We start from the raw sequence: 26,341 nt of genomic DNA, 5'->3' as shown, positions 1-26,341 counted from the left end.
CACCGCATCAGCCCGAGCCGTCCCCGTGCGGCTTGTGCTGCGACGCCAGAAGCCCCTGCTGGGCGGGCGGCACGGGTTCGTAGTGACTGAGCTGGATCGTATAGTTGCCGTGACCGCCGGTGATGCTGTTCAGGCGCGACTGGTAGTCGTTGAGCTCGGCCAGTGGCACCTGGCCCTCGACGACGACGCTATTGCCGGCCGCGGTACGCGTGCCCCGGACCTGGCCGCGCTTGGCGGACAAGTCGCTGATGATGTCGCCCATCGCGGTTTCGGGCATCGTCACCTCGATATCCACGATCGGCTCGAGCACGCTCGGCCGCGCCTTGAGCACGGCGTCGATGAAAGCCTTGCGCCCCGCGGCCGCGAACGCCACTTCCTTCGAATCGACCGAATGGCTCTTGCCATCGAACACGATCACGCGCACGTCCTGCATCGGAAAGCCCGCCAGTGGCCCGCTCTCCAGCACCTGGCGGATGCCCTTTTCGACGGCGGGAATGAACTGGCCCGGAATCGCACCGCCCTTGACCGCATCGACGAACTCGAAACCCGCGCCGCGCGGCAGCGGCTCGACGCGGAGCAATACCTCGCCGAACTGCCCTGCCCCCCCGGTCTGCTTCTTGTGGCGATGATGCCCTTCGGCCTTGCCGCCGATGGTTTCACGATAGGCGATCTTCGGCGGCCGCGTCACGACTTCGAGCTTGTACTGATCGGTCAGGCGTTCGAGCGCGCAGCGCAGCTGGAGCTCGCCCAGGCCAAGCATCACGGTTTCATTGGTGCCGGCCGGATGCTCGATGCGCAGGCACGGGTCTTCCGCGCCCAGCTTCTGCAGTACCTCCGACAAGCGCTGCTCATTGCCGCGGCGCGCCGGCTCGATCGCCAGGCCATAGATCGGCTTGGGGAAATCGAGCGGAGTCAGGTGGATGTTGCCGTCCTCGCTGGCGTCATGCAGCACGGCATTGAAGGCAATCTCGTCGATCTTGGCCACGGCGCAGATGTCGCCGGGCCCGGCCTGCGACACTTCGACTCGCTCCTTGCCCTGCAGCATCAGCAGATGCGCGACCTTGAACGGCTGGCGGCCGTCGCCGATATAGAGTTGGCTGTCGCGCGTGACGGTGCCCTGGTGGATGCGAAACACTGCCATCTTGCCCAGATACGGATCCATCGTGACCTTGAAGACGTGCGCCAGCACATGCTTGTCGGGCACCGGCTCGGCGCGCACGATTTGCTGGCGCTCGCCCGCATCGCGGTAAAACAGCGGCGGATTGCCTTCCGCCGGGTTGGGCAGCAAGCGCACAAACACATCGAGCAGCTCCGCGATGCCGGTGCCGCTGGCCGCCGAGGTGAAGCAGATCGGCACCAGGTGGCCTTCGCGCAGCGCCCGCTCGAACGGCGCGTGCAACTGCTCCGGCCTGATTTGCTCGCCCTGCTCGAGATACACCTCCATCAGCTTGGGATCGATCTCGACGACCTGGTCGACAAGCGCCTCGTGGGCCGAGGCCACCGACAGGAAATCCGCGTCGCCGGCCGGGCTGAAGAAGCAATCGACGACCGCGCCGGCCCGCCCCGCCGGGAGATTGATCGGCAAGCACTCTTTGCCGAACGCCTCCTGGATGTCGGCCAGCAGCTTGGGCAGGTCGACCTTTTCCTTGTCGATGCCGTTGACCACGATCATCCGGCACAGCTTGCGATCGTGCGCCCAGGCCATCATGCGCCGGGTCGTCATTTCGATGCCGGTCTGCGCATTGATGACGATGGCGGCGGTCTCGACCGCCGCCAGGGCACTCATGGACAAGCCGGAAAAATCGGGATAACCGGGCGTGTCGACCAGGTGGATGCGGGTGTCGTGATAGTGGAGATGGGCGACTGCCGAGGTAAGCGAGTGGCGATACTTGCGCTCGAGCGGATCGAAATCGCAGACCGTGGTGCCGCGCTCGACGCTGCCGGGGAGGTGCAGCGCGCCTCCCTTGTGCAACACCGCTTCGACCAGTGAGGTCTTGCCGCACCCCGCGTGCCCCAGCAGGGCGATCGTACGAATTGCATCGGGACTATAAAGCATGGTCGCCCTCGTCCGGCAATGGCAGATAGACCATTATTGGCGAAAGGGGCCGGGAACACCATATGCGGTAAAACCCGGGCTTCGCCGGTTCGCGAATAGCGCCGTATCGGTCTCTTGGACAAGCGCCACGGATTGGTGGTGTATTGGTGATGGATTGGTGGTGTGGTGTTACCCGACGTTGAGCTTCAACCAAAAATTGGCAATAATGGCTTGCATTTCCCCGGGATTGCGATATAGTCCTGCCCTCGCGTGCGGCTGTAGCTCAGTTGGATAGAGTACTTGGCTACGAACCAAGGGGTCGTGGGTTCGAATCCTGCCAGCCGCACCACCTATTTGAAGGGCTTCCAGTCATGGAAGCCCTTCTTCATTTCAGCTCTGGACACAGCGCCGCAGCACCGCGATGATGACATCGCTGCAAGCCTCGCCGGGAGCCAGCCATGACATCCTCGCTCCGACACGCCCTGTGTCGTATTCTCAGCATCTGCTGCCTTTTCCTCGCCGCGTGCGGCGGCGGCGACGATGACGGCGTGTTTGTCAGTGGCGGCGGGCCCGGCACGCTGTCGGTGGTCATCTCGGGCCTGCCGGCGGGGACTCCCGCCGACGTCGCCGTCACAGGCCCCGGCGGCTTCCGGCAGACATTAGGACAATCGGTGACGCTGGCGGACCTGATGGTGGGCACCTATACCGTGACTGCGGCCAACGTCGTGAAGGATTCCGTCACGTATAAGGCGCGACTGCCCGTCCAGACCGTTGCGGTGGCCGCTGGTACCGCACCTGTGGTCGGCGTGGTCTACGCTGCGCCCTAGGCGCTTTGTGGCGCCCGTGAACAAGCTATCCGGCACTGCCGGGCGGCCTTCTATTCCACCGCACCCCCAGCCCGCCGCAAAGCGGCCCCCACCTCCCCATAAAACTCCCGCAACGCCACTACCTCCAGATCCGGCGGCAGCAGCGCAGGCCAGAGTAACGCCACGATATCCTTTGCAGTCCGCTCAATATCCACCGGCCGTTGCCTGGCAATGGCATCCCAGAGAATATGCTCCATCGGCCCGAAAATAGCCGAACGCAGCAGGCTCAACGGCAAGTCAGTCCGGATCTCGCCGTTCTCCCGGGCCCGCGCCAGCATATCCATCAGCGGCGCGGTGTACCGCCGTTGCAGCGGCACGAACACTTCGCCCAGCCCCGGGCCCCTGGCACGGCCTTCGGAAAGTACCAGCGCGCACAAGCCGGTGCCCTGGATCAGGAACAGGCGCAAATGGGTCCGCACAAAGAACTCAAGTTGCGCCTTGCTGCCCTGGTCGCGCGGCATGCCCTCTTCCACCACGGCGATGATCTCGTCGTACCAGTCCTCGATCACCCGCACGCATAGCTCGCGCTTGCCGTGGAAGTAGGTGAACACCGTCGCTTCGGAGATGCCGAGGCGCTGGGCGATCTCGGTCGTGGTGGTCCGCTCGTAGCCCATCTCCGCGAAGACTTCGCGGCTGACGCGGAGGATGTCGCGGATGCGCTGCTCCGCCTTGGCGCCCGCTGGAAGGCGGCGCCGCACCATGATCTCGTCCATCGACGTGTTACCTCGCTTGCCGGAAGCCGGCGATTATAGTGCGGCGCAGCAGAAAGCCGTGCCCGGGCGCGCTGCGCCGGGCCTTCGCCGCCGTCCTGGCATTGTAATTGATCTTTACTCAATTCGAGGTTGCAATTTTTCGATCTAGCGTGTACTTTTCCACTCAACGCTATGGGTCCTGCGCATGGTTTGTGGGGCTATAGCCATAACAATATGCACGCTTCGATACTTGAGCCGCACTCAACAAAGTTGAACAAAACTCAAGAAGCCCGGTAACAGACACGATTCCGACATCGCTTTGGAGACAAGCATGACCCCAACGACCTTGCCCATTGGCGGGCTCTCCCACGTACGGGGCCGGACTGATGTCCCCCTGTCCGAACTGACGGTGCCGGCCATGCTGGCGGAGACCGTGGCGCGCTTCCCGGAACGGGAGGCGGTGGTGTTCCGCGAGCAGGGCATCCGCTGGACCTGGCGCGAGTTCGCGCAGGTGGTGGATGCGATGGCCGGGGGCCTGCGCCTGTTGGGACTGGAGCGTGGGGACCGCGTCGGTATCTGGTCGCCCAATCGCGTGGAGTGGCTGGTGACCCAGTTTGCGACGGCGCGGCTGGGACTGGTGCTGGTGAATATCAACCCGGCTTACCGTCTGGCTGAACTGGAATACGCGCTGAACAAGGTGGGCTGCAAGGCGATCGTGGCGGCTGAGTCGTTCAAGACGTCGCGCTACCTGGAGATGCTGCAGACGCTGGCACCGGAGCTGCAAGACTGCGAGCCGGGCGCGCTGCAGGCGGCGCGCCTGCCGGCGCTGCGCTGGGTGATCCGCATGGGCGGCGAGCGTACGCCGGGCATGCTCAATTACGATGCGCTGCTGGCGCATGGCACGCATGCGCTGGTCGGCGAACTGGACGCGATCACCGCGCAGCTGGATCGCTACGATCCCATCAATGTCCAGTTCACCAGCGGCACGACCGGCGCGCCGAAGGGCGCCACGCTGACACACCGGAACATTGTCAACAACGGGCGCTTTATCGCCATGGCGATGCGCTTCTCCGAGCAGGACAAGCTTTGCATCCCGGTGCCGTTCTATCACTGCTTCGGCATGGTGCTGGCGGTACTGGCCAGTGTATCCACCGGCGCCTGCATGGTATTCCCGGGCGAGGCCTTCGACCCGGTGGCAACCATGGCGGCGGTCAGCGAGGAGCGTTGCACGGCGCTGCATGGCGTGCCGACCATGTTTATCGCGCAGCTGGAACATCCGGATTTTGCCAAGTACGACTTCTCCACCTTGCGCACCGGCATCATGGCGGGCTCGCCCTGCCCCATCGAGACGATGAAACGCGTGATCTCGCAGATGCATATGGCGGAAGTGACGATCGCCTACGGCATGACCGAGACCAGCCCGGTTTCATTCCAGAGCTCCACCACCGATCCGCTGGAGAAGCGCGTGACCACGGTGGGGCTGATCCAGCCGCATCTGGAAGTGAAGCTGGTGGACGGCGGGGGCGATATCGTGCCCGTCGGCGAGAAGGGCGAGCTGTGCACGCGCGGCTATTCGGTGATGCAGGGTTACTGGGACGACGAGCCGCGCACCCGCGAAGCGATCCGCGACGGCTGGATGCATACCGGCGACCTGGCCACCATCGACGAAGAGGGCTACTGCAATATCGTCGGCCGTGTGAAGGACATGCTCATACGCGGCGGCGAGAACATCTACCCGCGCGAGATCGAGGAATTCCTGTTCCGCCATCCCAAGGTGCAGGCGGTGCAGGTGTTCGGCGTGCCCGATCACAAGTATGGCGAGGAAGTCTGTGCGTGGATCGTGCTGAAGCCCGGCGAGACCGCCACGGAGGACGATATCCGTACCTTCTGCCGCGACCAGATCGCGCATTACAAGATTCCGCGCTATATCCGCTTTGTGAGCGAGATGCCCATGACCATTACCGGCAAGGTGCAGAAATTCGCGATGCGCGACCGCATGATGCAGGAACTCGGGCTGGACGAGACCAAGACCGCCTGATTCCAATCCCGCTTTCACTGGACATCCGGCTGCCCTCCCCGGCAGCCCCACTCGACACGATAACGAGCACTACCATGAACGAACTCCCAGGCCTCAATTTCCATCTCGGCGAAGATATCGACATGCTGCGCGAATCCGTGCGCAACTGGGCGCAAGCCGAACTCGCCCCGCGTGCCGCCGAAATCGACCGCACCGACCAGTTCCCGATGGACGCCTGGAAGAAGATGGGCGACCTGGGCGTGCTCGGCATTACGGTGGCCGAGGAGTACGGCGGCGCCAATATGGGCTACCTCGCCCATATGATCGCAATGGAGGAAATCAGCCGTGCCTCGGCCTCGGTCGGCCTGTCCTACGGCGCGCATTCCAACCTGTGCGTGAACCAGATCCACCGCAACGGCTCCGCTTCGCAGAAGGCGAAATACCTGCCCAAGCTGGTGTCCGGCGACTGGATCGGCGCGCTGGCCATGAGCGAGCCCAATGCCGGCTCGGACGTGGTCAGCATGAAGCTGCGCGCGGACTTCAAGGGCGACCGCTACGTGCTCAACGGCACCAAGATGTGGATCACCAACGGCCCGGACTGCGACGTGCTGGTGGTCTACGCCAAGACCGAGCCGGACCTGGGCGCGCGCGGCATGACCGCGTTTATCGTCGAGAAGGGCATGAAGGGTTTCTCGGTGGCGCAAAAGCTCGACAAGCTGGGCATGCGCGGCTCGCACACGGGCGAACTGGTGTTCCAGGACGTGGAAGTGCCGGTGGAAAATATCCTTGGCGGCGAGAACAGTGGCGCCAAGGTGCTGATGAGCGGGCTGGACTACGAACGCGCGGTGCTCTCCGGCGGCCCGGTCGGCATCATGCAGGCCTGCATGGACGTGATCACGCCCTACATCCACGACCGCAAGCAGTTCGGCCAGAGCATCGGCGAGTTCCAGCTGATCCAGGGCAAGGTGGCCGACATGTACACCACGCTGCAGGCGGCGCGCAGCTATCTGTACACCGTGGGCAAGAACCTGGACGCGCTGGGCGCCGGGCACGTGCGCCAGGTGCGCAAGGATTGCGCCGCGGTGATCCTGTACACCGCCGAGAAGGCAACCTGGATGGCCGGCGAATCGGTGCAGATCCTGGGCGGCAACGGCTATATCAACGACTACCCGGTGGGCCGCCTGTGGCGCGACGCCAAGCTGTACGAGATCGGCGCCGGCACCTCGGAAATCCGCCGCATGCTGATCGGGCGCGAGCTTTACGCCGAAACGGCGTAAACAACCTCCGCGGCCTGCCAGCGCTGCCGCGATCACTGCACGAGACACCAGAACAAAGACCCGACACCCTATGCCCACGCTCGAAACCAAACTCAATGCGCGTTCGGAATCCTTCCGCGCCAATGCCGACGCCATGCAGGCGCTGGTCGTCGACCTCAAGGCGAGGATCGCCAAGCTGGCCGAAGGCGGCGGCGAGGAAGCCCGCGCCAAGCACCTCGGGCGGGGCAAGCTGCTGCCGCGCGACCGCGTGCAGCAACTGCTCGATCCGGGTACGCCGTTCCTGGAACTGTCGCAGCTCGCGGCGTATGACATGTACGACAATGCCGCGCCCGGCGCCGGCATCATCACCGGCATCGGCAGCATCGCCGGGCAGGAATGCGTGATCGTCTGCAACGACGCCACCGTCAAGGGCGGCACTTACTATCCGCTCACCGTGCGCAAGCACCTGCGCGCGCAGGAGATCGCCGAGCAGAACAACCTGCCCTGCATCTACCTGGTGGATTCCGGCGGCGCCAACCTGCCGAACCAGGACGACGTCTTCCCCGATCGCGACCACTTCGGCCGCATCTTCTACAACCAGGCCAACCTGTCCAAGCAGGGTATCCCGCAGATCGCGGTGGTGATGGGTTCGTGCACCGCTGGCGGCGCTTATGTACCGGCGATGAGCGATGAGTCCATCATCGTCAAGAACCAGGGCACGATTTTCCTGGGCGGGCCGCCGCTGGTGAAGGCGGCCACGGGCGAGGAGGTCACCGCCGAGGACCTGGGCGGCGCCGACGTGCACACCCGGCTCTCGGGCGTGGCCGACTACTTCGCGCAGAACGACGCGCACGCGCTGTCGCTGGCGCGCAATATCGTGCAGCACCTGAACCGCCGCAAGCCGGACCAGATCCGCCTGCACGAGCCGCTGCCCCCGCGCTATCCGGTGGAAGAACTGTATGGCGTGATCCCTACCGATACGCGCAAGCCTTACGACGTGCGCGAGGTGATCGCGCGCATCGTGGACGACTCGGACTTCGACGAGTTCAAGGCGCGCTATGGCACGACGCTGGTTTGCGGCTTTGCCCGCATCTGGGGCTACCCGGTCGGCATCATCGCCAACAACGGCATCCTGTTCTCGGAATCGGCGCTGAAGGGCGCGCACTTTATCGAGCTGTGCTGCCAGCGCAAGATCCCGCTAGTGTTCCTGCAGAACATCACCGGCTTCATGGTGGGTCGCAAGTACGAGAACGAAGGCATCGCACGCAATGGCGCCAAGATGGTGACGGCGGTGGCGACGGCGCAGGTGCCGAAGTTCACGGTGATCATCGGTGGCTCGTTCGGCGCGGGCAACTATGGCATGTGCGGACGCGCGTATTCGCCGCGCTTCCTGTGGATGTGGCCAAACGCGCGGATCTCGGTGATGGGCGGCGAGCAGGCGGCCAGCGTGCTGGCCACCGTGCGACGCGACGGCATCGAGGCCAAGGGCGGTAGCTGGAGCGCCGAGGAAGAAGACCAGTTCAAGCAGCCGATCCGCGACCAGTACGAGCACCAGGGCCATCCGTACTACGCCAGCGCGCGGCTGTGGGACGACGGCGTGATCGATCCCGCGCAGACCCGCACGGTGCTGGGCCTGGGCTTGTCGGCCAGCCTGAATGCGCCGATCGGCGAGATGAAGTTCGGCGTGTTCCGCATGTAATTTGCCATTGCGCAAGAGCCCCGCATAGCAAATCGCACCGAATCGCATCGCACAGGACACCACCATGGAATTCACCACCCTTACCGTCACCGCCGCGCAGCACGTGGCCACCGTCACGCTGAACCGGCCGGACGTGCGCAACGCCTTCAACGAGACCGTGATCGCCGAACTGACCGGAGCCTTCCGCGCGCTGGGCAGCGAGTCCACGGTGCGCGCCATCGTGCTGGCGGGCAATGGCCCGGCCTTCTGCGCGGGCGCCGACCTGAACTGGATGAAGAAGATGGCCGGCTACTCGCACGACGAGAACCGGTCGGACGCGCTGACGCTGGCGCAGATGCTGCACACGATCTGGGCCTGCCCCAAGCCCGTCATAGCGCGCATCCACGGCGATACCTATGCGGGCGGCGTCGGCCTGGTTGCGGCCTGCGATATCGCAGTGGCCGCGGAACCGGTGAATTTCTGCCTGTCGGAAGCGCGCCTGGGCCTGCTGCCAGCCACCATCAGCCCCTACGTGATTCGCGCCATGGGCGAGCAGGCCGCGCGCCGCTACTTCATCACGGCCGAGCGTTTCGGCGCGGCCGAGGCGCTGCGGCTGGGCTTTGTGCATGAGGTGGTACCGGCCGATGCGCTGGACGACAGGGTGACCGAGCTGGCCGCCGCGCTGGTGGCCAACAGTCCCAATGCCGTGCGCGAAAGCAAGCGGCTGGTGCAGGAGGTGTCTGGCCGTGCCATCGACGATACGCTGCTGGCCGATACCGCCGACCGCATTGCCGCAATCCGCGCGTCGGAAGAAGGCCGCGAGGGCGTGCGCTCCTTCCTGGAAAAGCGCTCGCCGTCCTGGCGGCCTGCCTGAGCCGAGCCCCAGCTCCATGACGCGCGCCGTGCGGCCATTGCAGCCACGCCGCCAGAACCAAAACTAGGAACATCCATGTTCAACAAGATCCTGATCGCCAATCGCGGCGAAATCGCCTGCCGCGTGGCAGCCACCTGCCGCCGCCTCGGCATCCGCACAGTGGCGGTCTACTCCGACGCTGACGCCAACGCACGCCACGTGGCGCTGTGCGACGAGGCGGTGCACATCGGCGGCGCCGCCGCGCGCGACAGCTACCTGCGCGGCGACCACATCATCGAGGTGGCCAAGGCCACTGGCGCACAGGCGATCCATCCCGGCTACGGCTTCCTCTCGGAGAACGACGGCTTCGCCGAAGCCTGCGCCGAAGCGGGCCTGGTCTTTATCGGGCCGCCGGCATCGAGCATCCGCGCCATGGGCAGCAAGAGCGCGGCCAAGCGCCTGATGGAACAGGCCGAGGTGCCGTTGGTGCCGGGTTACCACGGTGAGGATCAAGACCCCACGCTGCTGCGCCGCGAGGCCGACCGCATCGGCTATCCGGTGCTGCTCAAAGCCAGCGCAGGCGGTGGCGGCAAGGGCATGCGCGTGGTGGAATCCAGCGAAGGCTTCGAAGCCGCGCTGGCCTCGGTGCAGCGCGAAGCCAGCGCCAGCTTCGGCGATGACCGCGTGCTGGTGGAGAAATACCTGACGCGTCCGCGCCATATCGAAATCCAGGTGTTTGCCGATACGCATGGCAACTGCGTCTACCTGTTCGAGCGCGACTGCTCGGTGCAGCGCCGCCACCAGAAGGTGCTGGAAGAAGCCCCCGCACCCGGCATGAGCGAAGAGCGCAGGCGCGCGATGGGCGACGCTGCCGTTGCAGCGGCGCAGGCCGTGGGCTACGTCGGCGCCGGCACGGTGGAATTCATCGCCAACCAGGACGGCTCCTTCTACTTCATGGAGATGAACACCCGCCTGCAGGTGGAGCATCCGGTCACCGAGATGATCACCGGGCAGGATCTGGTGGAATGGCAGCTGCGCGTGGCCTCCGGCGAGCCGCTGCCGCTGCGGCAGGATCAGCTTCGTATCCACGGCCACGCGCTGGAAGCGCGCGTCTATGCGGAGAACCCCGATAAGGGGTTCCTGCCCTCCACCGGCACGCTGCGGTACCTGCGCACGCCGGCGGCGGTGACGTTCACGCTTGGCCATGACGGCGACGGCCCCGCCGGCGTGCGCATCGATTCCGGCGTGCGCGAGGGCGACACCATCAGCCCGTACTACGACCCCATGATCGCCAAGCTGATCGTCTGGGGCCGCGACCGCGACGAAGCGCTGGCGCGCATGGCGCAAGCGCTGGCCGAATACCACGTGGTGGGCTTGTCGACCAATATCGCCTTCCTGCAGCGGCTGGTGACGTCGCAGGCTTTCCGCACCGCGGACCTCGACACCGGACTGATCGAGCGCAATCAGGCGGCCCTGTTCCCGCCCCCCGCGAAGGTGGGCATCGACGTCATTGCACTGGCCGTGGCGGCGCTGGCGGACGCGCAAGCCCGCGCGCGGCGAATCGATCCGGCCGACGCGCATTCGCCCTGGCACAACGCCGGGGCATGGCGCCTGAATGGCGAAGCCAGCAGCCAGTTCCGCCTGCGCACGAGCGAAGGCGAAACACTTGCCAGCCTGCGCAGCGATGACGGCAAGCAATGGCTGACCGTGGGCGACCAAACCGTGCCGTTCCGCGCCACCACGCATGCGCTCGACCTCGGCGAGCGCATCGTCAAGAGCAGCACGCATATCGACGGCGACGCGCTTTACGTGTTCAGCGGCAACCAGCAAACCCGGCTGGAGGTGATCGACCCGCTCGCCCACGCAGGCGCGGCCGATGCCGAAGGCGGCAAGCTGGTGGCACCGATGCCGGGCCGCATCATCGCGGTGATGGTCCAGGCCGGCGCCGTCATCGGCAAGGGCGATCCGCTGATCGTGATGGAAGCCATGAAGATGGAGCACACCCTCACCGCACCCGCCGACGGGGTGGTGCAGGAAGTGCTCTACGCCGTCGGCGACCAGGTGCAGGACGGCGCGCAACTGGTCACACTGGAAGAAGCGGCGGCCTGATCCCGCCTATCCGCCCTGCCCTGCCCGCGCGTGCGCAGCATGTCGATGACAAGCTGCATCGCGGGCGTGGGCGGGCGGCTCTTGCGCATCACCAGGCCACAGGGCGCAAGCCGGCCATCCAGGGCCACCGGCAGCGTGGCGATTGCGGCTGCCCCTTCCACCCTTTCCACCCTTTCCGGCACCTGTTCATGCCCATGACAGTTGACCCGCTCCCTTTCCTGCACATTTCCCCGTAATTCGGTGCATTTGGAGACTATTTCCAGGCTATCCCGGGCTGCCCCGGGGTATTTCGGGCATACTGCTTCGTTCCCTCCCTATTGCTATTGCGAAGCCGCCGTCCCGGCTTCCTCCCCCCTCGATGCCCGGCTACCAAACCAAGCAGGAGAGCATCGCCGTCGCGGGCGTCGCCGACCTGGTCATTCGCTCGCTGCTGGATAAACAGCAGTATTACGATCCTCTCGGCGAAGCCGCTCGCATAGGCATTTCGTCCGCCATGTGGCCGTTGTTCGGCATGCTATGGCCGTCCGGCGCGCACCTGGCCGCACGCATGGCGGCGCGGCCGGTGGATGCCACCGAACGCGTACTGGAAATTGGCTGCGGCCTGGGCCTGGCCAGCCTGGTAGGGCACCGCCGCGGCGCCGACATGACCGCCAGCGACTGCCACCCGATGGCGGCCAGCTTCCTCGCGGAAAACGTGCGCCTGAACGGCCTGGCGCCGATGAAATACCGGCACGGCCACTGGAGTGCGGCGGAGCATGAACAAGACGCCGCCGACGGTGCCAGCCCGGCCCCCGCCAGCGTCCACGGCCACTTCGACCTGATCATCGGCAGCGACCTGCTCTACGAGCGTGATGCCAATGCCAACCTCGCTCACTTTATCGGGCGCCATGCCAGCCCGACCGTCGAGGTCTGGATCGTCGATCCCGATCGCGGCAACCGCCCGGCTTTCAACCGGCAGATGGCCGAGCAGGGCTTCCTGATGCGCGAGGAAAAACTCGACCGTGCGGCATCGCCGGGCGTCGATGCCTATAAGGGACGCCTGCTGGTTTATCGCTGGGCCGCGCAGTTGCCGCCCGCACCCGTCTTGCAGTAGCAGGGCACGCCGGCCTGAGCACCAGCCGTTCCCGGTTCTCCACCACCTCGTCCACAAGCACGCCCCCTCGACAAGGCGTAGCATGTCGTGCTTCCAGCGCCCGCGTCCAAGGCGCATGCGTACCAGGCAATCCCTGCCGCTTCTTTCCGTGGATGTCGAAGCCATCATTTCGCTGGCCCAAACCTGAACCAGACGCGCTCACCACAACGCCCATGCCCGCTCCCCTCACCCCCGCCGCCGTGGACGCGCTGCGCGCCCTCACGCCAGGCACGCAGACCACCACGCATTTCAATCACGCCGGCGCCTCGTTGCCGTCCACGGCCACGCTGGAGGCGGTCTACGCCCACTTGCGGCGCGAAGCCACGCTGGGGCCGATGGAAGCCGGCGTGGCGGCACGCGAACAAACGGAACGCGCGCGTACCCTCGCCGCGCAACTGCTGAACGCCAGGCCGGAAGAGATTGCACTGACCACGGGCAATTCGCCTGGATGGGGCGCCGCCTTCGCCGCCCTGGGATCCTGGCGGCCCGGCGACCGCATCCTGGTCGGTCGCCACGAGTGGGGCGGCAACCTGGCCGCCATGCGCCTGAGCGCGCAGCGGGCGGGCGCATCGATCGAAACCATCCCGTCGGATAGCAGCGGCGCCGTCGATCCCGAGGCGCTGGAGGCCATGCTGGATGAGCGCGTGCGCCTGATCGCGCTGACCTGGCTACCCGCCAACGGCGGGCTCATCAATCCCGCCGCGGCCATTGGGCAAGTGGCGCGCCGTCACGGCATCCCCTACTTCATCGACGCCGCGCAGGCGGTGGGCCAGTTGCCTGTCGACGTGGCCCAGGTGGGCTGCGACGTGTTGAGCGGCGCGGGCCGCAAGGCGCTGCGCGGCCCGAGGGGCACGGGGCTGCTGTTTGTGCGGCAGGATTTCCTGCCCCGGCTGACGCCTGTCTTCGCCGACACCTATTGCGCGCCGCTGGATGCGCATGGCGAACCTGTCTGGCGGCCTGGCGCGGCCCGCTTCGAATCGGCGGAAGCGGCGATGGCGCTGCGCTGCGGCTTGGCCAATGCCTTGCAGGAAGCCCTGGAGATCGGCCTCGACAATATCCGTGCGCGCATCGACGCCACCGCGCAGGCGCTGCGTGCGCAACTGGCTGAAATACCCGGCGTGACGGTGCTGGATCAGGGCCGCGAGCGTTCCGGACTGGTGGCATTCAACGTGGACGGCCAGGATGCCGTGGCGGTGCAACGCGGGCTGGCCGCGCAGGGGGTGGTGATCGGCAGCAACGGGGTCGCCTACACGCCGTTGGATATGAACGCGCGCGGACTCAGCCAGATCGCCCGCGCCTCGGTCAGCTACCTGACCACCGAAGCCGAGATCGGGAAATTGCTGGACGGCTTGCGGGCCCTGGCGCGCTAGCCGTGGCGCAGGCACCGCCTGCATGGAAGCCAGCGCGGTAGGCCGGCGAACGTCCGATTCCCGGCGAGGCAGCAGGCAGGTGTCGCGTGTGGCGCTTGGTTGCGGGACGGGCTACGATAAAGAGACCGTGCGACAGTGGGACAGTGGGGTTGATGCAGCGCAACAGCGCAACAGCGCAACATTGGCACCCGACGTCTTCGCATCCCTTACCCTATGCCAGACAAGCCCCTGTCTCCGCCAGGATCGCTGATACGCAGCCGCCTCGTCAGGCGCATCGCGATTGCCCTGGCGATACTCGCAGGCATTGTTGCCACAGGCTGGTACGCAACCCGGGCCAAGCCGGTAGCGGTGCTGACGGCCCGGGCCGTGCAGGGGCGGGTCGAAGCCACTGTCGCCAACACGCGGGCAGGCTCGGTTTCCGCCTGCCGGCGGGCGAAACTGGCGCCGCCGGCGGCCGGACGCATCGAAGTGTTGAATATCCGCAAAGGTGACCGGGTAAAGACGGGCCAGGTGCTCCTGGTTCTCTGGAACGAAGACCTGGTCGCGCGCGAACACCTCTCGACAAACCAGTTTCTGACGGCCACGGCGCATGTGCGCGAAGTGTGCGAACTGGCCAAGGCGGCGGCAAGCGACGCCAGGCGCGCCAGGGAACTGGTGGGGAGAGGTTTCGTCTCGCCCCAGGCGGTGGAACGGGCCGATGCCGACGCCGACTCCAAGCGCGCAGCGTGCGAATCGGCAAAAGCGCAGGTGAAGGAGGCCGAGTCGCGCATCGCCGCCTCGCGCGCCGACACTGCGCGCACCGTGCTCAAGGCGCCTTTCGACGGCGTGGTGGCCGAAGTGAATGGCGAGATCGGCGAATACCTGACCCCCTCCCCGCCCGGCATCCCGACGCTGCCGGCCGTGGACCTGATCGACGATTCGTGCCTCTATGTGTCCGCGCCGATCGACGAGATCGACGCGGCACGCCTGCGCGTGGGCATGCCGGCGCGCGTCACCCTGGACGCCTATCGCGGCAGGCATTTCGACGGCAAGTTGCGGCGCATCGCCCCTTACGTCCTGGCACAGGAGAAGCAGGCGCGCACCGTTGAAGTCGAGGTCCAGTTCGACAGTCCCGACATCGTCCGCCATCTCCTGGTCGGCTATAGCGCCGATGTGGAAATCGTGGCCGATGCCCGCGATCACGTTCTGCGCATCCCGACCACTGCACTGACATCCGGCAACCAGGTACTGGTGTTGAACGCCGCCGGCAGGCTGGAAGCGCGCAAGCTGGACACCGGCATTTCCAACGCGGAGTTCACCGAGGTGACCGGAGGGCTCAAGCGCGGCGAGCGCGTCGTCACCTCACCGGAACGGATCGGTCTCAAGGCTGGCGTCGCCGCTGTCGAGGAAGAACAGACTACCGCGGAGACGCGAGCAAAATGATCCGGCTCGACGGCATCGGGAGGAGATTCGTGCTGGGCGGCGAGGCTGTGCATGCGCTCCATGAAATCAACCTGGCGGTTGCCCAGGGAGAATACCTGTCCATCATGGGCCCATCGGGCTCGGGCAAGTCCACCTTGCTCAATATCCTGGGCCTGCTGGATCGCGCCGATACCGGCACTTATCAACTCGACGGCCGCGACGTAACCGCTCTGCCGGACGACGAACTGGCGCGCCTGCGGCGTGAGAAGATCGGCTTTGTCTTCCAGTTTTTTCACCTGGTGCCGCGCCTCACTGCCGCTGCAAACATCGAGCTGCCGATGGTGCTGGCAGGGATGGACCCGGCGGAACGACGCCGCCGCGTGGACACGTTGCTTGGCGAGTACGGCCTGCAAGACCGCGCCAGGCACCGGCCTGACGAGCTCTCGGGAGGGCAGTGCCAGCGGGTTGCCATAGCCCGTGCCATGGCCATGCGCCCGGCGATGATCCTCGCCGACGAGCCCACCGGCAATCTGGACCGGCATACCGGCCAGGAAGTCATGGCCGTGCTCGAAGGCCTGCATGCACAGGGGGCAACGCTGATCGTGGTCACGCATGACCCGGAAAACGGCGCGCGCTCCCGGCGCAGGCTGCGCATGGTGGACGGCGGCATGATCGGCGACGAGGCGCGATAGCATGGCCATGCGGCTCACTGACATTCTCGGCTTCACCTGGGAGGTACTGCGTGGCTACCGCTCACGCAGCCTGCTGATCTTGCTCGCCATGGGTATCGGCGTCGCCGCCGTGGTGACGGTCAGCGCGCTCGGCGAGGGGGCAAGGCTGTACGTGGTGAACCAGTTCGGCGCACTTGGCACAAACCTCGTCATCGTACTGCCCGGGCGTAGCGAAACGTCCGGCGCTGCGCCGGGAATCGTGCTGGGCGCGACCACGCGCGACCTGACGCTGGACGATGCGCTCGCCCTGAGGCGCAGTCCCGCCGTGCTGCGCATCGCGCCGCTCATCGTCGGCAACGCGGATCTGCATGTCGGCGCGCGACGACGCGAAGCGCCGGTGCTGGGGTCCACCGCCGAGTTGCTGGCGGTGCGCCATATGGCACTAGCCCAGGGCAGCTTCCTGCCCGAAGGCGATCCACATCACGGCCAGCCCGTCTGCGTGATCGGCACCAGGGTGGCGATGGAGCTGTTCGGCTCACGCCAGGCCCTGGGTGAATGGTTGCGCATCGGCGAGCGTCGCTTTCGCGTGATCGGGTTGCTGGCAGGCCAGGGAGAGTCGCTGGGCTTCAACACGGACGAACTGGTCATCGTTCCCTTGTCCTCGGCCCAGGCGCTGTTCAACACCGACTCGCTGTTCCGCATCCTGATCGAGGCCAGGACGCGCGAGCAGATTCAGGACGCCAAGGCCGACGCCGAGGAGATCATGCGCCAGCGGCACGAGGGCAAGCGCGACGTAACCGTCATCACACAGGACGCGGTGCTCGCCACGTTCGACCGCATCCTGCGCGCGCTCACGCTGGCGGTGGGCGGCATCGCCGCCATCAGCCTCGCCGTCGCCGGCATCCTCATCATGAACGTGATGCTGATCGCCGTGACCCAGAGGCAGCGCGAAATCGGGCTGCTCAAGGCGCTCGGCGCCACCGCCGGCCACATCCGGCTGCTCTTCTTCACCGAGGCCGTACTGCTGGCGCTCGGTGGCGTGGGCGCGGGCCTGGCCGTGGGCGAAGCTGCGTGCAACCTTGCCGTCCGGTTCTATCCGGCGATTCCCTTCACCCCACCCTGGTGGGCCTTGCTGGGGGCGCCGGCCATCGCGGTCATGACCGCCATAGCCTTCACCGTGGCACCAGCGCAACGCGCGGCAAAGCTGGATCCGGTGCAGGCCTTGTCGCGAAGATGACCATGCGCTACGCAGACTTCATCCGTTTCACCCTCGCCTCCCTGGCTGCTCACCGGCTGCGCACCTTGCTCACCGCGCTGGGCATTTCCGTCGGCATCGCCGCGGTCATCCTGCTGACCTCGATCGGCGAAGGGCTGCATCGCTTCGTGATCGAAGAGTTCACCCAGTTCGGCACGAATCTGATCGGCGTGACGCCGGGCCGCACCCAGACCCACGGCGCTTCGCTCGGTTCGATCAATACCGTGCGCCCGCTCACGATCGAAGACGCCATCGCCCTGCGCCATGCCCCCCACGTGCGCGTGACCAACCCGCTGGTGCAGGGCAATGCCGAAGTCGACTACCTCGGTAAAAGCAGGCGGGTAACGTTGTATGGCGTCGGGCCCAGCTTCACCGAGGCGCTGAGCATGCGCGTGGCCACCGGCCAATTCCTGCCGGATGACGATCCACGCGCCGCACGCACGCTGGCGGTACTGGGCGCAAGAGTGGCGCGCGAGCTGTTCGGCGGCGACAACCCACTGGGCGCGCGGATCCGCGTAGGCGGCGAACGCTATCGCGTGACGGGCGTGATGGAAGCAAAGGGCCAGATGCTGGGCTTCGACCTGGACGATACGGTCTACATACCGGCCGGTCGTGCCCTGGACCTGTTCAATCGGGAAAGCCTGGTGGAGATCGAGGTCACTTACGATCCCACCGCCCGGCTCTCCGACGTGGAGGACGGCATCAAGCGCCTGTTGAGCGCGCGCCATGGTGCCGAGGATTTCACCGTCACGCCCCAGCAGAAAATGCTGGAGGTGTTCGGCACCGTACTCGATGCCATCACCTTCGCGGTAGCAGCGATCGGCGCCATCTCGCTGATCGTGGGCGGGGTGGGGATCCTCACCATTCTCACCATCGCCGTGGCTGAACGCACATCGGAGATCGGGCTGCTGCGCGCCCTCGGCGCGACCGAGGCACAGGTCATGCTCCTCTTTCTCGGTGAGGCGGCGGTGCTCGCTGCCGTCGGCGGCATGGCCGGACTGCTGCTCGGATGGGGCATCGCGCTAGCACTCGCAGCCACGGTGCCAGCGCTGCCGGTCCACACACCCTGGTCCTACGCGCTGTTCGCCGAACTGGTGGCCGTGGTGACCGGTCTGGCTGCTGGCGTGCTGCCGGCACGACGGGCCGCACGGCTTGCTCCGCAGGAGGCCTTGCGATCGGAATAGAAACCCGGACCGAACCGCTTCTACATCGGCCACCGAGTGCCCGAATAGGGGTTTATGCCAGCTTTTCGCGGGCTCCGCGTTGCGGTCTACTGGAAGCGAATCAAGACGTGGCTGGAGCATGGAACGGTACTGCTTAACTTGCCACTACATTCCGGCCATGGGATTCCTACATCAGGAGACAACACCATGGTGACCAAGCAGGACGATGCCTTCATTCTGAGGAACCTTCTCGCACTGGCAGCAGTGGAGGCGCTCGGCGGCGCGATTGCGCTAGGGTTCGCCTTCAATCTCCTGACCTGACTGAAGAAATCGGAAGCCCTCGTTGTCGTCAGGTAGCAAAAGCATCGAGGTCTGCAAGGTCTTCGACAAGATCGGCATCAGCACACGCTGGTATGTCAGGAGCGGATGGCGCCGGCATCGCGTGCCCGCCCCAGCAGGAACTCGCGCTCGCGGGCATTGCGCGTCATGCCCGCGGCGCGCTCGAACTCGGCGCGGGCTTCGTCGAGGCGGCCGAGCTTGAACAGCAAGTCGCCACGCACGCTGGGCAGCAGGTGGTAATTCGCCAGCGACGGCTCGGCGATCAGGGCGTCGACGAGTTCCAGGCCGGCCTCGGGGCCGAAGGCCATGCCTACTGCTACGGCGCGGTTCAGCGCCACCACGGGGGACGGCGCGACCTGGGATAGCGCATCGTAAAGCGCGGCGATCTGCGCCCAGTCGGTCTCGTCCGCGCTGGCCGCGCGGGCGTGGCAGGCCGCCAAAGCCGCCTGCAATGCGTAGGGCCCGAGCGCCCCGCCGAGTTCCTCCGCCCGCGCCAGCGCGCCAAGCCCGCGGCGGATCAGCAAGTGGTCCCAGCGGCTGCGGTCCTGCTCCAGCAACAGCACCGGACGGCCCTGCGCATCCACCCGCGCATGCACGCGCGAGGCCTGGATCTCCATCAGCGCCACCAGCCCGTGCGCCTCGCTTTCCTCCGGCACCAGGCCGGCCAGGGTGCGGCCCAGGCGCAGCGCTTCCTCGCATAGCGCGGGGCGCATCCAGTCGTCGCCGGCCGTAGCGGAGTAGCCCTCATTGAAAATCAGGTAGATCACCTCCAGCACCGAGGCCAGGCGCGGCGCCCGTGCCTGCGGGCCGGGCACCTCGAAGGGTACGCGAGCCGCGCCCAGGGTGCGCTTGGCGCGTACGATGCGCTGCGCGATGGTGGCCTCCGGCGTGAGAAAGGCGCGCGCGATTTCCCCGGTGGTGAGCCCGCCCAGCAGGCGCAGCGTCATGGCGACCCGCGCGTCGGTGGACAGCACGGGATGGCAGGCGGTGAACACCAGACGCAGCAGGTCATCCCCGATATCGTCCTCGCGCGCGGCGTCGAGCGCATCGACAAAATCCGGCACCACATGGGCCTCCATCGCTTCAAGATCATGACCGATCTGCTCATGCTTGCGGGCGTGCAGCGCATGCTGGCGCAAGTAGTCGAGCGCGCGGTTCTTCGCCGTGGTCATCAGCCAGGCGCCAGGATTGTCCGGTACGCCGGCCTCGGCCCAGCGCTCCAGCGCGGCAACCAGCGCGTCCTGCGCGAACTCTTCGGCCAGCCCCACATCGCGCACCACACGCGCGACGTGGGCGATGACCTTGGCGGATTCGATGCGCCAGACGGCTTCGATGGCCCGCTGCGCCGGTGTCGTCGTCGCCATGTGCCTCAGGTCGCTCCCACCGCGGACGGCTCCATATACATCAGTTCCCGGATATGCCCATCGAGATCATCGAACCCGTGCGCGTACCTGCAGCCGTGACCCTGCGGGTTCAGATAGATTTTCCTGTGCATGTTCTTTCCCCCCTGATCCAGTATCGCGTGATTGGGTATGGATCGCGCAGGAACCGGCGCCGGGTTCAATGCTGCCCGATGCCAAGATCCTGGAAGCGCTTTACCGACGGGCTGGGCCCGAAGTCTTCCAACTCGAACAACTGCCGCACCTCGATCTCGCCGTCGGCCAGTTCGCCATGCGGCGAGGGAAAGCGCCGCGCCCATTCCATGGCTTCGTCGCGGCTGCGCACCTGGATCAGTGTGTAGCCGGCCACCACTTCCCTGGTCTCGGCGAACGGCCCGTCGATGACCGTGCGCTGGCCGCCGGCGTAGCGGATGCGCCAGCCCGCGGAAGTGGGCTTGAGCCCGGCGGCGTCCAGCAGCACGCCTGCCTTGGCCAGTTGTTCGTGATAGGCCGCCATGGCGGCGAAGAGACCTTCTTCCGGCATCACGCCGGCTTCACTGCCTTGCGTGGCTTTCACCAGGATCATGAATCGCATCGCAGCGCTCCTTGAGATCGGGGTTGTTCGTTATCGGTAGCGAGCCACGCCGTTTCGGTGGCTCTTACCGGTACGACGATCCATGCGAGGCCGCATCGACATCCAGGACGAAAAAAGCCGGAATGTCAGGATAACGGCCTGGGACGCGCCCTTCCCGCGTCGATATTTACAGAAAGCACGGTCCGACCTCGCGGACTTCCACGGTGCACCATGCCGCGGCAGGACATTCGGCGGCGATGGCAATGGCTTCGTCCTGCGAAGCGCAGTCGAGCAGGAAGTAGCCGCCGATCATTTCCTTGGCTTCGGCAAACGGGCCATCGAGCAGGTCGCGGCGGCCTTCGCGCACCTGCACGCGTACGCCCTTGGCTTCCGAGGTGAGGGAGTTGACGCCGAGCAGCAGCCCGCGCGCATTCAGGCCTTCGGCAAAGCGCTGCATGCTGGCGTAGGCTTCGCGGCCCTCTTCCGGAGTGCGCTCGGCACGCTGGCCGATGGGTTCGACGATGAGCAGCATGTAAGACATAGGATCTCCAGCGATGTTTCAAATGCGGCATGACAGGAAGAGCGCCGCCAAGTGTACGTCCACCTGGCCTGCCGCGCACATCCTGCCTGTCTCTGGGCGCCGGGCGCAGGCGGCCGGCGGGTTCGTGGGGTGGGGGATTTTTTGGCCGTTAATTGCGGATATAAACACGTTGACTGCTCCCCCACGTTTGCGGAAGAACCGGCCCATGGAGGCGGAAGATGTCCGCGACCTCGAGCACGGTCAACTCGGGGGCCCTCCGGAAAAGCGAGACGAAACGTACCGAGTGCGCGACGGCTTTGCGAGCGTCAATCTATCGCAAGGTACAACTCTCTATAAGCCCCAACGAGATCATCGAGGCTGAACGAGCGGTTCAAGCCGCTCGGATTTGGCAGGATCCACACTTTCGACCCGCCGAACATAGCCCTCTGGCGTCCCCATAAGACGTGCCGCTGACCTGAAATGGCTGTGTATGCGGCCTTCCCCAGGAAGGCGATATATGTCGGGCGATGAAGTTCGATTTTCTTCAGTAACGCGGAAGTCGACTCAAGGAATTCATGCGGTAAAAGCTGATCGGCCCGCGCCGTAGGCCGGCCAACAGCTGTTGTCAATCCGCACCGATGGGCGAGCAGGTCCCGGTCGTTTTCGGGGCGCATCAGCTCTGGCGTGAAACCGGCCAAATGCAAGACCCGCCAGAAACGGTTGCCATTACCTTCAAAATGGTGGCCGGTCGCTACCGCTTTCATGCCGGGATTGATTCCACAAAAAACGACGGCCAAACCTTCCGATATTGCGTCCGGAAGTGATGTCAGCGCAACTGGCCCAGGCGTACAGGTAGCCATTTATGTGCCGTTCAACCGGCGAGCAACTTGCCGTTAAGGAGAATGTGCAGCGTTCTGACAAGGAGAATCACAATCGCGAGGCTCAGCATGGCGAGCAGGATGATTGCAATCACCTTCACGGGCCACGCCTGGACGAACATCGCGTATTTCAGCGCGGCACTCGCCAGCGCTGCCATCGGAAAGCTGATCGCCCACCACCCGGTAGCGAACGGAATTCCCCTGCGAAACACCTTGGGTGCCAGTGTGAGGAATACGAAAAGACCGAAGTAAAACAGCAACCCGGAGAAGGTGTCGACGTGCTGCGTAAAGTTGGTGTAGGCAAGAAAGCCCACTTCGAACGGCGCCATCAGGATTAGCAGCGAAGGGACCATGCCGGCGGGCAGCGGCTCGTGGTGAATCATTCGCGACATGATCATCGTAAAGAACAAGAGGGCAATCATCGTTCCCACGGCCAGTGCGAACATGTTGACTTCATGCGCCCACGGCATTGGCATGGTCCCGCCGGCAACGGCGATATCCAACGTGGCCACACCCGGGATGAACCAGGCGGGAACTGCGTGCGCAGCGTCGATCTTTCCCCGCAGCAGCCGGCCCGCAATCGCGAAACAGAGCGCGAGCGTGAAAATCGTACCCACCGTCCACATGACTTCGGCGAGCGTCTGGCTCAATTGGGCAACGACCGAGGAAAGCAGCAGGATAGCGATCGTGATCGTGCCGAAAAAATTGCCGGCAACGGGATGCCGGTATTCGGCGACGACCGCCTCAGGATGTTTGACTGCCTTGAAGAGATAGCCCGCGCTCAGCACGACGAATACAACCAGGGCGAGGATACCGGCTGCTTCAGAGATTAGCGGACTCACCCCAAAATCGTGGCTGGCCTGGCGCCACGCAATGGACAGTCCGGCAATACCCATCACCGACGCAAACAGGTTGACGGGCAAGTTTCTGATGGAAGTGGTTGTTCGCAAGGATTGTGGATGGGGACTCGAAAGCGTTGACACAGCACATTCTCCTGATTCTTGGGGACCCGAGACGTGGCGGCCCAAAGCAGCCGATCGAGAAGCCTCGAATCGTTCGCCGCCTCGCTTGTCGGGGGATGCCACCGATACTATTCTCTTCCACCCATGAAGATAATCTGCCATTATCGGGAATCATCCTCCCAAAAAATGAGAACGTGGCCGATCGCTTCGAATCCATGTCGATCCTGGTGGCTGTGGTCGAAGCAGGCAGTTTTTCTGCCGCGGCGCGCCAACTCAAGATGCCGCTCGCAACGGTGAGCCGCAAGGTTGGAGACCTGGAGTCGCACCTGAAAACCCGACTCCTGCATCGCTCCACCCGGCAGCTTTCTCTCACCGAAGCCGGGCAATCGTATGTCGCCGCATGCCGGCGCATTCTCGAGGAAGTGGGAGAAGCGGAGCGTGCGGCGTCGGGGGAATACGCGGCGCCCAAAGGCGAGCTCGTCATCACTGCACCCATCGTCTTCGGACGCCTGCACGTCTTGCCCGTGGTCGCGGAATTCCTCAAGACTTATCCGGACATCGATGTGCGGATGGTGCTGACCGACCGCGTGGTGCCTCTTCTTGAAGAGCACGTCGACGTCGCATTGCGGATCGCCGAACTGCCCGACAGCAGTTTCATCGCAGCACGGATTGGCACGGTGCGTCGGGTGGTGTGCGCAAGCCCCGCCTACTTCGCTGAACACGGCACGCCGACGAGCCCCCTTGAGCTCGCCGCGCATGCATGCATTACGTTCGAACAGATGACATCCAGGCAGGTTTGGAGCTTCATGTCGGGCAAGTCGGAGATCTCGGTGCCAGTCCGCTCGCGGCTTGCCGTCAGCACTGCCGAAGCCGCAATCGATGCGGCGGTGGCCGGCGTTGGAATCACTCGCGTGGTGTCTTATCAGATGGCGAGTGCGTTGCGCGCCGGTGCACTCAAGATCGTGCTCGCACCGTTTGAGCCGGTTCCGTGGCCCATCAGCCTTGTTCACACCGGACAGGGAATCCTGCCGCTGAAGTTGCGCGCTTTTCTTGATTTCGCCGCGCCGCGGTTGAAGGCCCGGGTGGTGGAGGTGGCGGTCTGACGTTTGTAAGTCGGGGGTGCGAACGTCGCAAGTGGGTTGTGCGTTCAACCGGTCGCCGCTTCGGCTCGAGAGACCGCTTCATCAGTCTGTGCGGACGACCGCGAGGAGACGCTATTGAGGCCCGCTACCCGCGCTTGCCTCGCCCTGGTGGCCTCCGTTTTTGACATGCTGCAGTTGTTCGCCAAGTCCGGCGATCCCGACGCGCATTGCGTCACCCGCCTTCAGATACCGCGGCGGGCGGAAGCCCATGCCGACCCCCGGCGGCGTGCCGGTGGCAATGACGTCGCCCGGCATCAGGGTCATGCAGCGGCTGATATAGCTGACCAGTTGCGCCACACTGAAGATCATTGTGCGGGTATTGCCGGCCTGTACCCGCTCCCCGTTGACCTCCAGCCACATGTCGAGCGCCTGCGGATCTGCGACTTCGTCTGCGCTGACCAGCCATGGGCCGATCGGGCCGAAGGTGTCGAAGCCCTTACCCTTGTCCCACTGGCCACCGCCACGTTCCAGTTGGTATTCCCGTTCGGAGACATCGTTGATCACGCAGTAGCCGGCCACATGCCTGAGCGCGTCGGCCTCGCTCACGCCACGGGCCAGCGATCCTATGACGACGCCAAGCTCGACCTCCCAATCACCCTTTACCGAACACGCTGGCAGCACCACGTCATCGTTGGCGCCGCTGATGCAACTGGTCGCCTTGCTGAACAGGATGGGTTCGCCAGGAATCGGCATGCCGGCCTCCGCAGCGTGGTCGGAGTAGTTGAGTCCGACCGCGATGAACTTGCCGATGCCGTTGAGCGGCACGCCGAGCCGCGGTTCACCGGGTACCTGCGGCAGCCGCTCTGGGTCCAGCGCGGCAAGTGCCTGCAGGCCCTCGGGGGCAATGAGGCGGGTGTCGATATCACGCAGCAGCCCGGACAGGTCGCGCAGGTTGCCATGGGCATCGAGCATGCCGGGCTTTTCCTGGCCCGCGGGGCCATAACGAAGCAGTTTCATCGTTCTAATTTCCTGAGTAAGAGGCAGGGGATGCGGCAATGAGGCCAGTTCAGCGTTCCGCGCGCACACCGGTTGTCTGGGCAATCTGCTGCCAGCGGGCTGCGTCGTCCGCCAGGTACTCCGCGAATTTGGCGCTGGGCAGCGGCGTAACAATGCTGCCTTCGCGCGCCAGCCGGTCCCGTACTGCGGGAAGCTGCATGATCTTCATCAGGGCGCCATTCAGTTTCGCCACGATTGCCGGGGACGTGCCTGCCGGCGCCAGTACGCCTGACCAGAAGCTCACCACGAATCCCGGCTGGCCCGCCTGAATCATGGTCGGTACATCAGGCAGCGCGGGCAGCGGTTCCTGCGTAGTCACCGCCAGCGCGCGCACCCGACCGTTCTTGATATAGGGCAGTACGGGCAGCACATTGCTGAACATGACTTGCACCTGGCCCGCCATCAGGTCTGCCATTGCCGGGCCACCACCCTGGTAGGGCACGTGTGTCCAGTCGAGCCCCACCTTTTTCTTCAACAGTTCGGTGGCCAGTTGCTGCGGCGAGCCAATGCCGGTGGACGCGTAGTTCACGGCGCCCGGATGCGTTTTCGAATAGGCCAACAGCTCCGCGAACGACCTCGCCTCTAGTGTGGAGGAGGCGACCAGCACGAACGGCGACTCGGACAGCAGCGTCACCGGCACGAAATCCTTCGTCGGATTTACCCGGGCCTTGGCGTCGACCGCAGGGCTGATGGTGACGTTGGCTGTGGCCATCAGCAAGGTGTAGCCATCGGGTGCGGCGCGGGCCGCAGACTCTGTGCCGATTGCGCCGGACGCGCCGCCGCGGTTGACCACCACGATGGGTTGGCCGAGCGTCTTCGACAATTCGGCTCCCACCACGCGGGCCAGGATGTCCGTGCCGCCACCGGGAGGGTAGGCGACGATCATCTGGATCGGCTTGGTCGGATAAGCGGCCTCGTCCTGCGCCTGCACAGGCTGCCCGACCGTCGAAAGCGCGGCGAGCACGGTCGCCATGCACCATTTCGCGTGTTTCATTGCTGTCTCCATGTCCCGTCATTCGCTCTATCCAGGCTACTTGGGCTACTTGAACTACT

At 65.3% G+C, this 26,341-nt stretch carries 23 protein-coding genes and 1 tRNA gene; 14 read left to right on the top strand and 10 right to left on the bottom strand.

Translation table 11 applies throughout. From position 1 onward, the window contains the following. Positions 1–7: 7 nt before the first annotated feature. On the bottom strand, positions 8–2,056 hold the full coding sequence (gene fusA, locus AC1DQ3_RS12015) for an elongation factor G (RefSeq protein WP_477120417.1): 2,049 nt from the start codon (positions 2,054–2,056) through the stop codon (positions 8–10). Between the two features lie 251 nt (positions 2,057–2,307). Here fusA and AC1DQ3_RS12010 point away from each other — a divergent pair. Further along, a tRNA-Arg gene (locus tag AC1DQ3_RS12010) sits at positions 2,308–2,384 on the top strand. Positions 2,385–2,493: 109 nt separating this feature from the next. After that, positions 2,494–2,862 carry a hypothetical protein gene (locus tag AC1DQ3_RS12005; protein ID WP_477120416.1) on the top strand — a complete coding sequence of 123 codons (369 nt, stop codon included), beginning with the start codon at positions 2,494–2,496 and terminating at the stop codon, positions 2,860–2,862. Positions 2,863–2,912: 50 nt separating this feature from the next. Here AC1DQ3_RS12005 and AC1DQ3_RS12000 read toward each other — a convergent pair whose 3' ends face one another. Beyond that, positions 2,913–3,614 (bottom strand): TetR/AcrR family transcriptional regulator, encoded by a 702-nt coding sequence (locus tag AC1DQ3_RS12000; protein ID WP_477120415.1) that lies wholly within the window; start codon positions 3,612–3,614, stop codon positions 2,913–2,915. A 310-nt stretch (positions 3,615–3,924) separates the two neighbouring features. Here AC1DQ3_RS12000 and AC1DQ3_RS11995 point away from each other — a divergent pair, with 310 nt between their 5' ends. The 11 genes from AC1DQ3_RS11995 (at position 3,925) to AC1DQ3_RS11945 (ending at position 18,519) form a co-directional block, all read left to right on the top strand. Next, complete coding sequence (locus AC1DQ3_RS11995; protein WP_477120414.1) at positions 3,925–5,631, top strand: AMP-binding protein; 1,707 nt, start codon at positions 3,925–3,927, stop codon at positions 5,629–5,631. A 74-nt stretch (positions 5,632–5,705) separates the two neighbouring features. Beyond that, the gene (locus AC1DQ3_RS11990; RefSeq protein ID WP_477120413.1) at positions 5,706–6,887 is read left to right on the top strand and encodes an isovaleryl-CoA dehydrogenase; all 1,182 of its coding nucleotides are present in this window, start codon (positions 5,706–5,708) and stop codon (positions 6,885–6,887) included. A gap of 70 nt (positions 6,888–6,957) precedes the next feature. Continuing rightward, on the top strand, positions 6,958–8,565 hold the full coding sequence (locus tag AC1DQ3_RS11985; RefSeq protein ID WP_477120412.1) for a carboxyl transferase domain-containing protein: 1,608 nt from the start codon (positions 6,958–6,960) through the stop codon (positions 8,563–8,565). A gap of 64 nt (positions 8,566–8,629) precedes the next feature. Next, entirely contained in the window at positions 8,630–9,418 is a 789-nt protein-coding gene (locus AC1DQ3_RS11980; RefSeq protein WP_477120411.1) for an enoyl-CoA hydratase/isomerase family protein, read from the top strand. A gap of 75 nt (positions 9,419–9,493) precedes the next feature. Beyond that, complete coding sequence (locus AC1DQ3_RS11975) at positions 9,494–11,506, top strand: acetyl/propionyl/methylcrotonyl-CoA carboxylase subunit alpha (protein WP_477120410.1); 2,013 nt, start codon at positions 9,494–9,496, stop codon at positions 11,504–11,506. A 358-nt stretch (positions 11,507–11,864) separates the two neighbouring features. Then, positions 11,865–12,599, top strand: a complete 735-nt coding sequence (locus AC1DQ3_RS11970; protein WP_477120409.1) for a class I SAM-dependent methyltransferase — start codon at positions 11,865–11,867, stop codon at positions 12,597–12,599. Positions 12,600–12,811: 212 nt separating this feature from the next. Next, positions 12,812–14,008 (top strand): aminotransferase class V-fold PLP-dependent enzyme, encoded by a 1,197-nt coding sequence (locus AC1DQ3_RS11965; protein ID WP_477120408.1) that lies wholly within the window; start codon positions 12,812–12,814, stop codon positions 14,006–14,008. Between the two features lie 213 nt (positions 14,009–14,221). Continuing rightward, complete coding sequence (locus tag AC1DQ3_RS11960) at positions 14,222–15,430, top strand: efflux RND transporter periplasmic adaptor subunit (RefSeq protein ID WP_477120407.1); 1,209 nt, start codon at positions 14,222–14,224, stop codon at positions 15,428–15,430. Continuing rightward, positions 15,427–16,101, top strand: coding sequence for an ABC transporter ATP-binding protein (locus tag AC1DQ3_RS11955; RefSeq protein ID WP_477120406.1), 675 nt, complete (start codon positions 15,427–15,429; stop codon positions 16,099–16,101). Before AC1DQ3_RS11960 ends, AC1DQ3_RS11955 begins: the two co-directional genes overlap by 4 nt. Position 16,102: 1 nt before the next feature. Next, positions 16,103–17,317: an ABC transporter permease gene (locus AC1DQ3_RS11950; protein WP_477120405.1), complete on the top strand. Its 1,215-nt coding sequence runs from the start codon at positions 16,103–16,105 to the stop codon at positions 17,315–17,317. A gap of 2 nt (positions 17,318–17,319) precedes the next feature. After that, on the top strand, positions 17,320–18,519 hold the full coding sequence (locus AC1DQ3_RS11945; RefSeq protein WP_477120404.1) for an ABC transporter permease: 1,200 nt from the start codon (positions 17,320–17,322) through the stop codon (positions 18,517–18,519). Between the two features lie 395 nt (positions 18,520–18,914). Here AC1DQ3_RS11945 and AC1DQ3_RS11940 read toward each other — a convergent pair whose 3' ends face one another. From AC1DQ3_RS11940 to AC1DQ3_RS11915, 6 genes are all read right to left on the bottom strand, one after another. Next, complete coding sequence (locus AC1DQ3_RS11940; RefSeq protein ID WP_477120403.1) at positions 18,915–20,201, bottom strand: RNA polymerase sigma factor; 1,287 nt, start codon at positions 20,199–20,201, stop codon at positions 18,915–18,917. A 5-nt stretch (positions 20,202–20,206) separates the two neighbouring features. Further along, positions 20,207–20,332, bottom strand: coding sequence for a hypothetical protein (locus AC1DQ3_RS11935; RefSeq protein WP_477120402.1), 126 nt, complete (start codon positions 20,330–20,332; stop codon positions 20,207–20,209). 65 nt (positions 20,333–20,397) lie between these two features. Next, on the bottom strand, positions 20,398–20,811 hold the full coding sequence (locus AC1DQ3_RS11930; RefSeq protein ID WP_477120401.1) for a YciI family protein: 414 nt from the start codon (positions 20,809–20,811) through the stop codon (positions 20,398–20,400). Between the two features lie 166 nt (positions 20,812–20,977). Continuing rightward, entirely contained in the window at positions 20,978–21,331 is a 354-nt protein-coding gene (locus AC1DQ3_RS11925; protein ID WP_477120400.1) for a YciI family protein, read from the bottom strand. A 305-nt stretch (positions 21,332–21,636) separates the two neighbouring features. Then, positions 21,637–22,170, bottom strand: a complete 534-nt coding sequence (mug, locus tag AC1DQ3_RS11920; RefSeq protein ID WP_477120399.1) for a G/U mismatch-specific DNA glycosylase — start codon at positions 22,168–22,170, stop codon at positions 21,637–21,639. 11 nt (positions 22,171–22,181) lie between these two features. Beyond that, positions 22,182–23,171 (bottom strand): SLAC1 anion channel family protein, encoded by a 990-nt coding sequence (locus AC1DQ3_RS11915; RefSeq protein ID WP_477120398.1) that lies wholly within the window; start codon positions 23,169–23,171, stop codon positions 22,182–22,184. A 194-nt stretch (positions 23,172–23,365) separates the two neighbouring features. On the opposite strand from AC1DQ3_RS11915, the gene AC1DQ3_RS11910 reads away from it, so the two are divergent. Beyond that, entirely contained in the window at positions 23,366–24,253 is an 888-nt protein-coding gene (locus AC1DQ3_RS11910; protein ID WP_477120471.1) for a LysR family transcriptional regulator, read from the top strand. Between the two features lie 111 nt (positions 24,254–24,364). Here the strand turns inward: AC1DQ3_RS11910 and AC1DQ3_RS11905 are convergent, their stop codons facing one another. Both AC1DQ3_RS11905 and AC1DQ3_RS11900 read right to left on the bottom strand, forming a co-directional pair. Then, complete coding sequence (locus tag AC1DQ3_RS11905; protein WP_477120397.1) at positions 24,365–25,249, bottom strand: fumarylacetoacetate hydrolase family protein; 885 nt, start codon at positions 25,247–25,249, stop codon at positions 24,365–24,367. A 49-nt stretch (positions 25,250–25,298) separates the two neighbouring features. Then, the gene (locus AC1DQ3_RS11900) at positions 25,299–26,282 is read right to left on the bottom strand and encodes a Bug family tripartite tricarboxylate transporter substrate binding protein (RefSeq protein ID WP_477120396.1); all 984 of its coding nucleotides are present in this window, start codon (positions 26,280–26,282) and stop codon (positions 25,299–25,301) included. Positions 26,283–26,341 lie beyond the last annotated feature (59 nt).

Source organism: Cupriavidus sp. 01T418 (assembly GCF_056398885.1).
The sequence above is the reverse complement of the archived record's forward strand: the minus strand, read 5'-3'. Positions and strand labels throughout refer to the sequence as shown.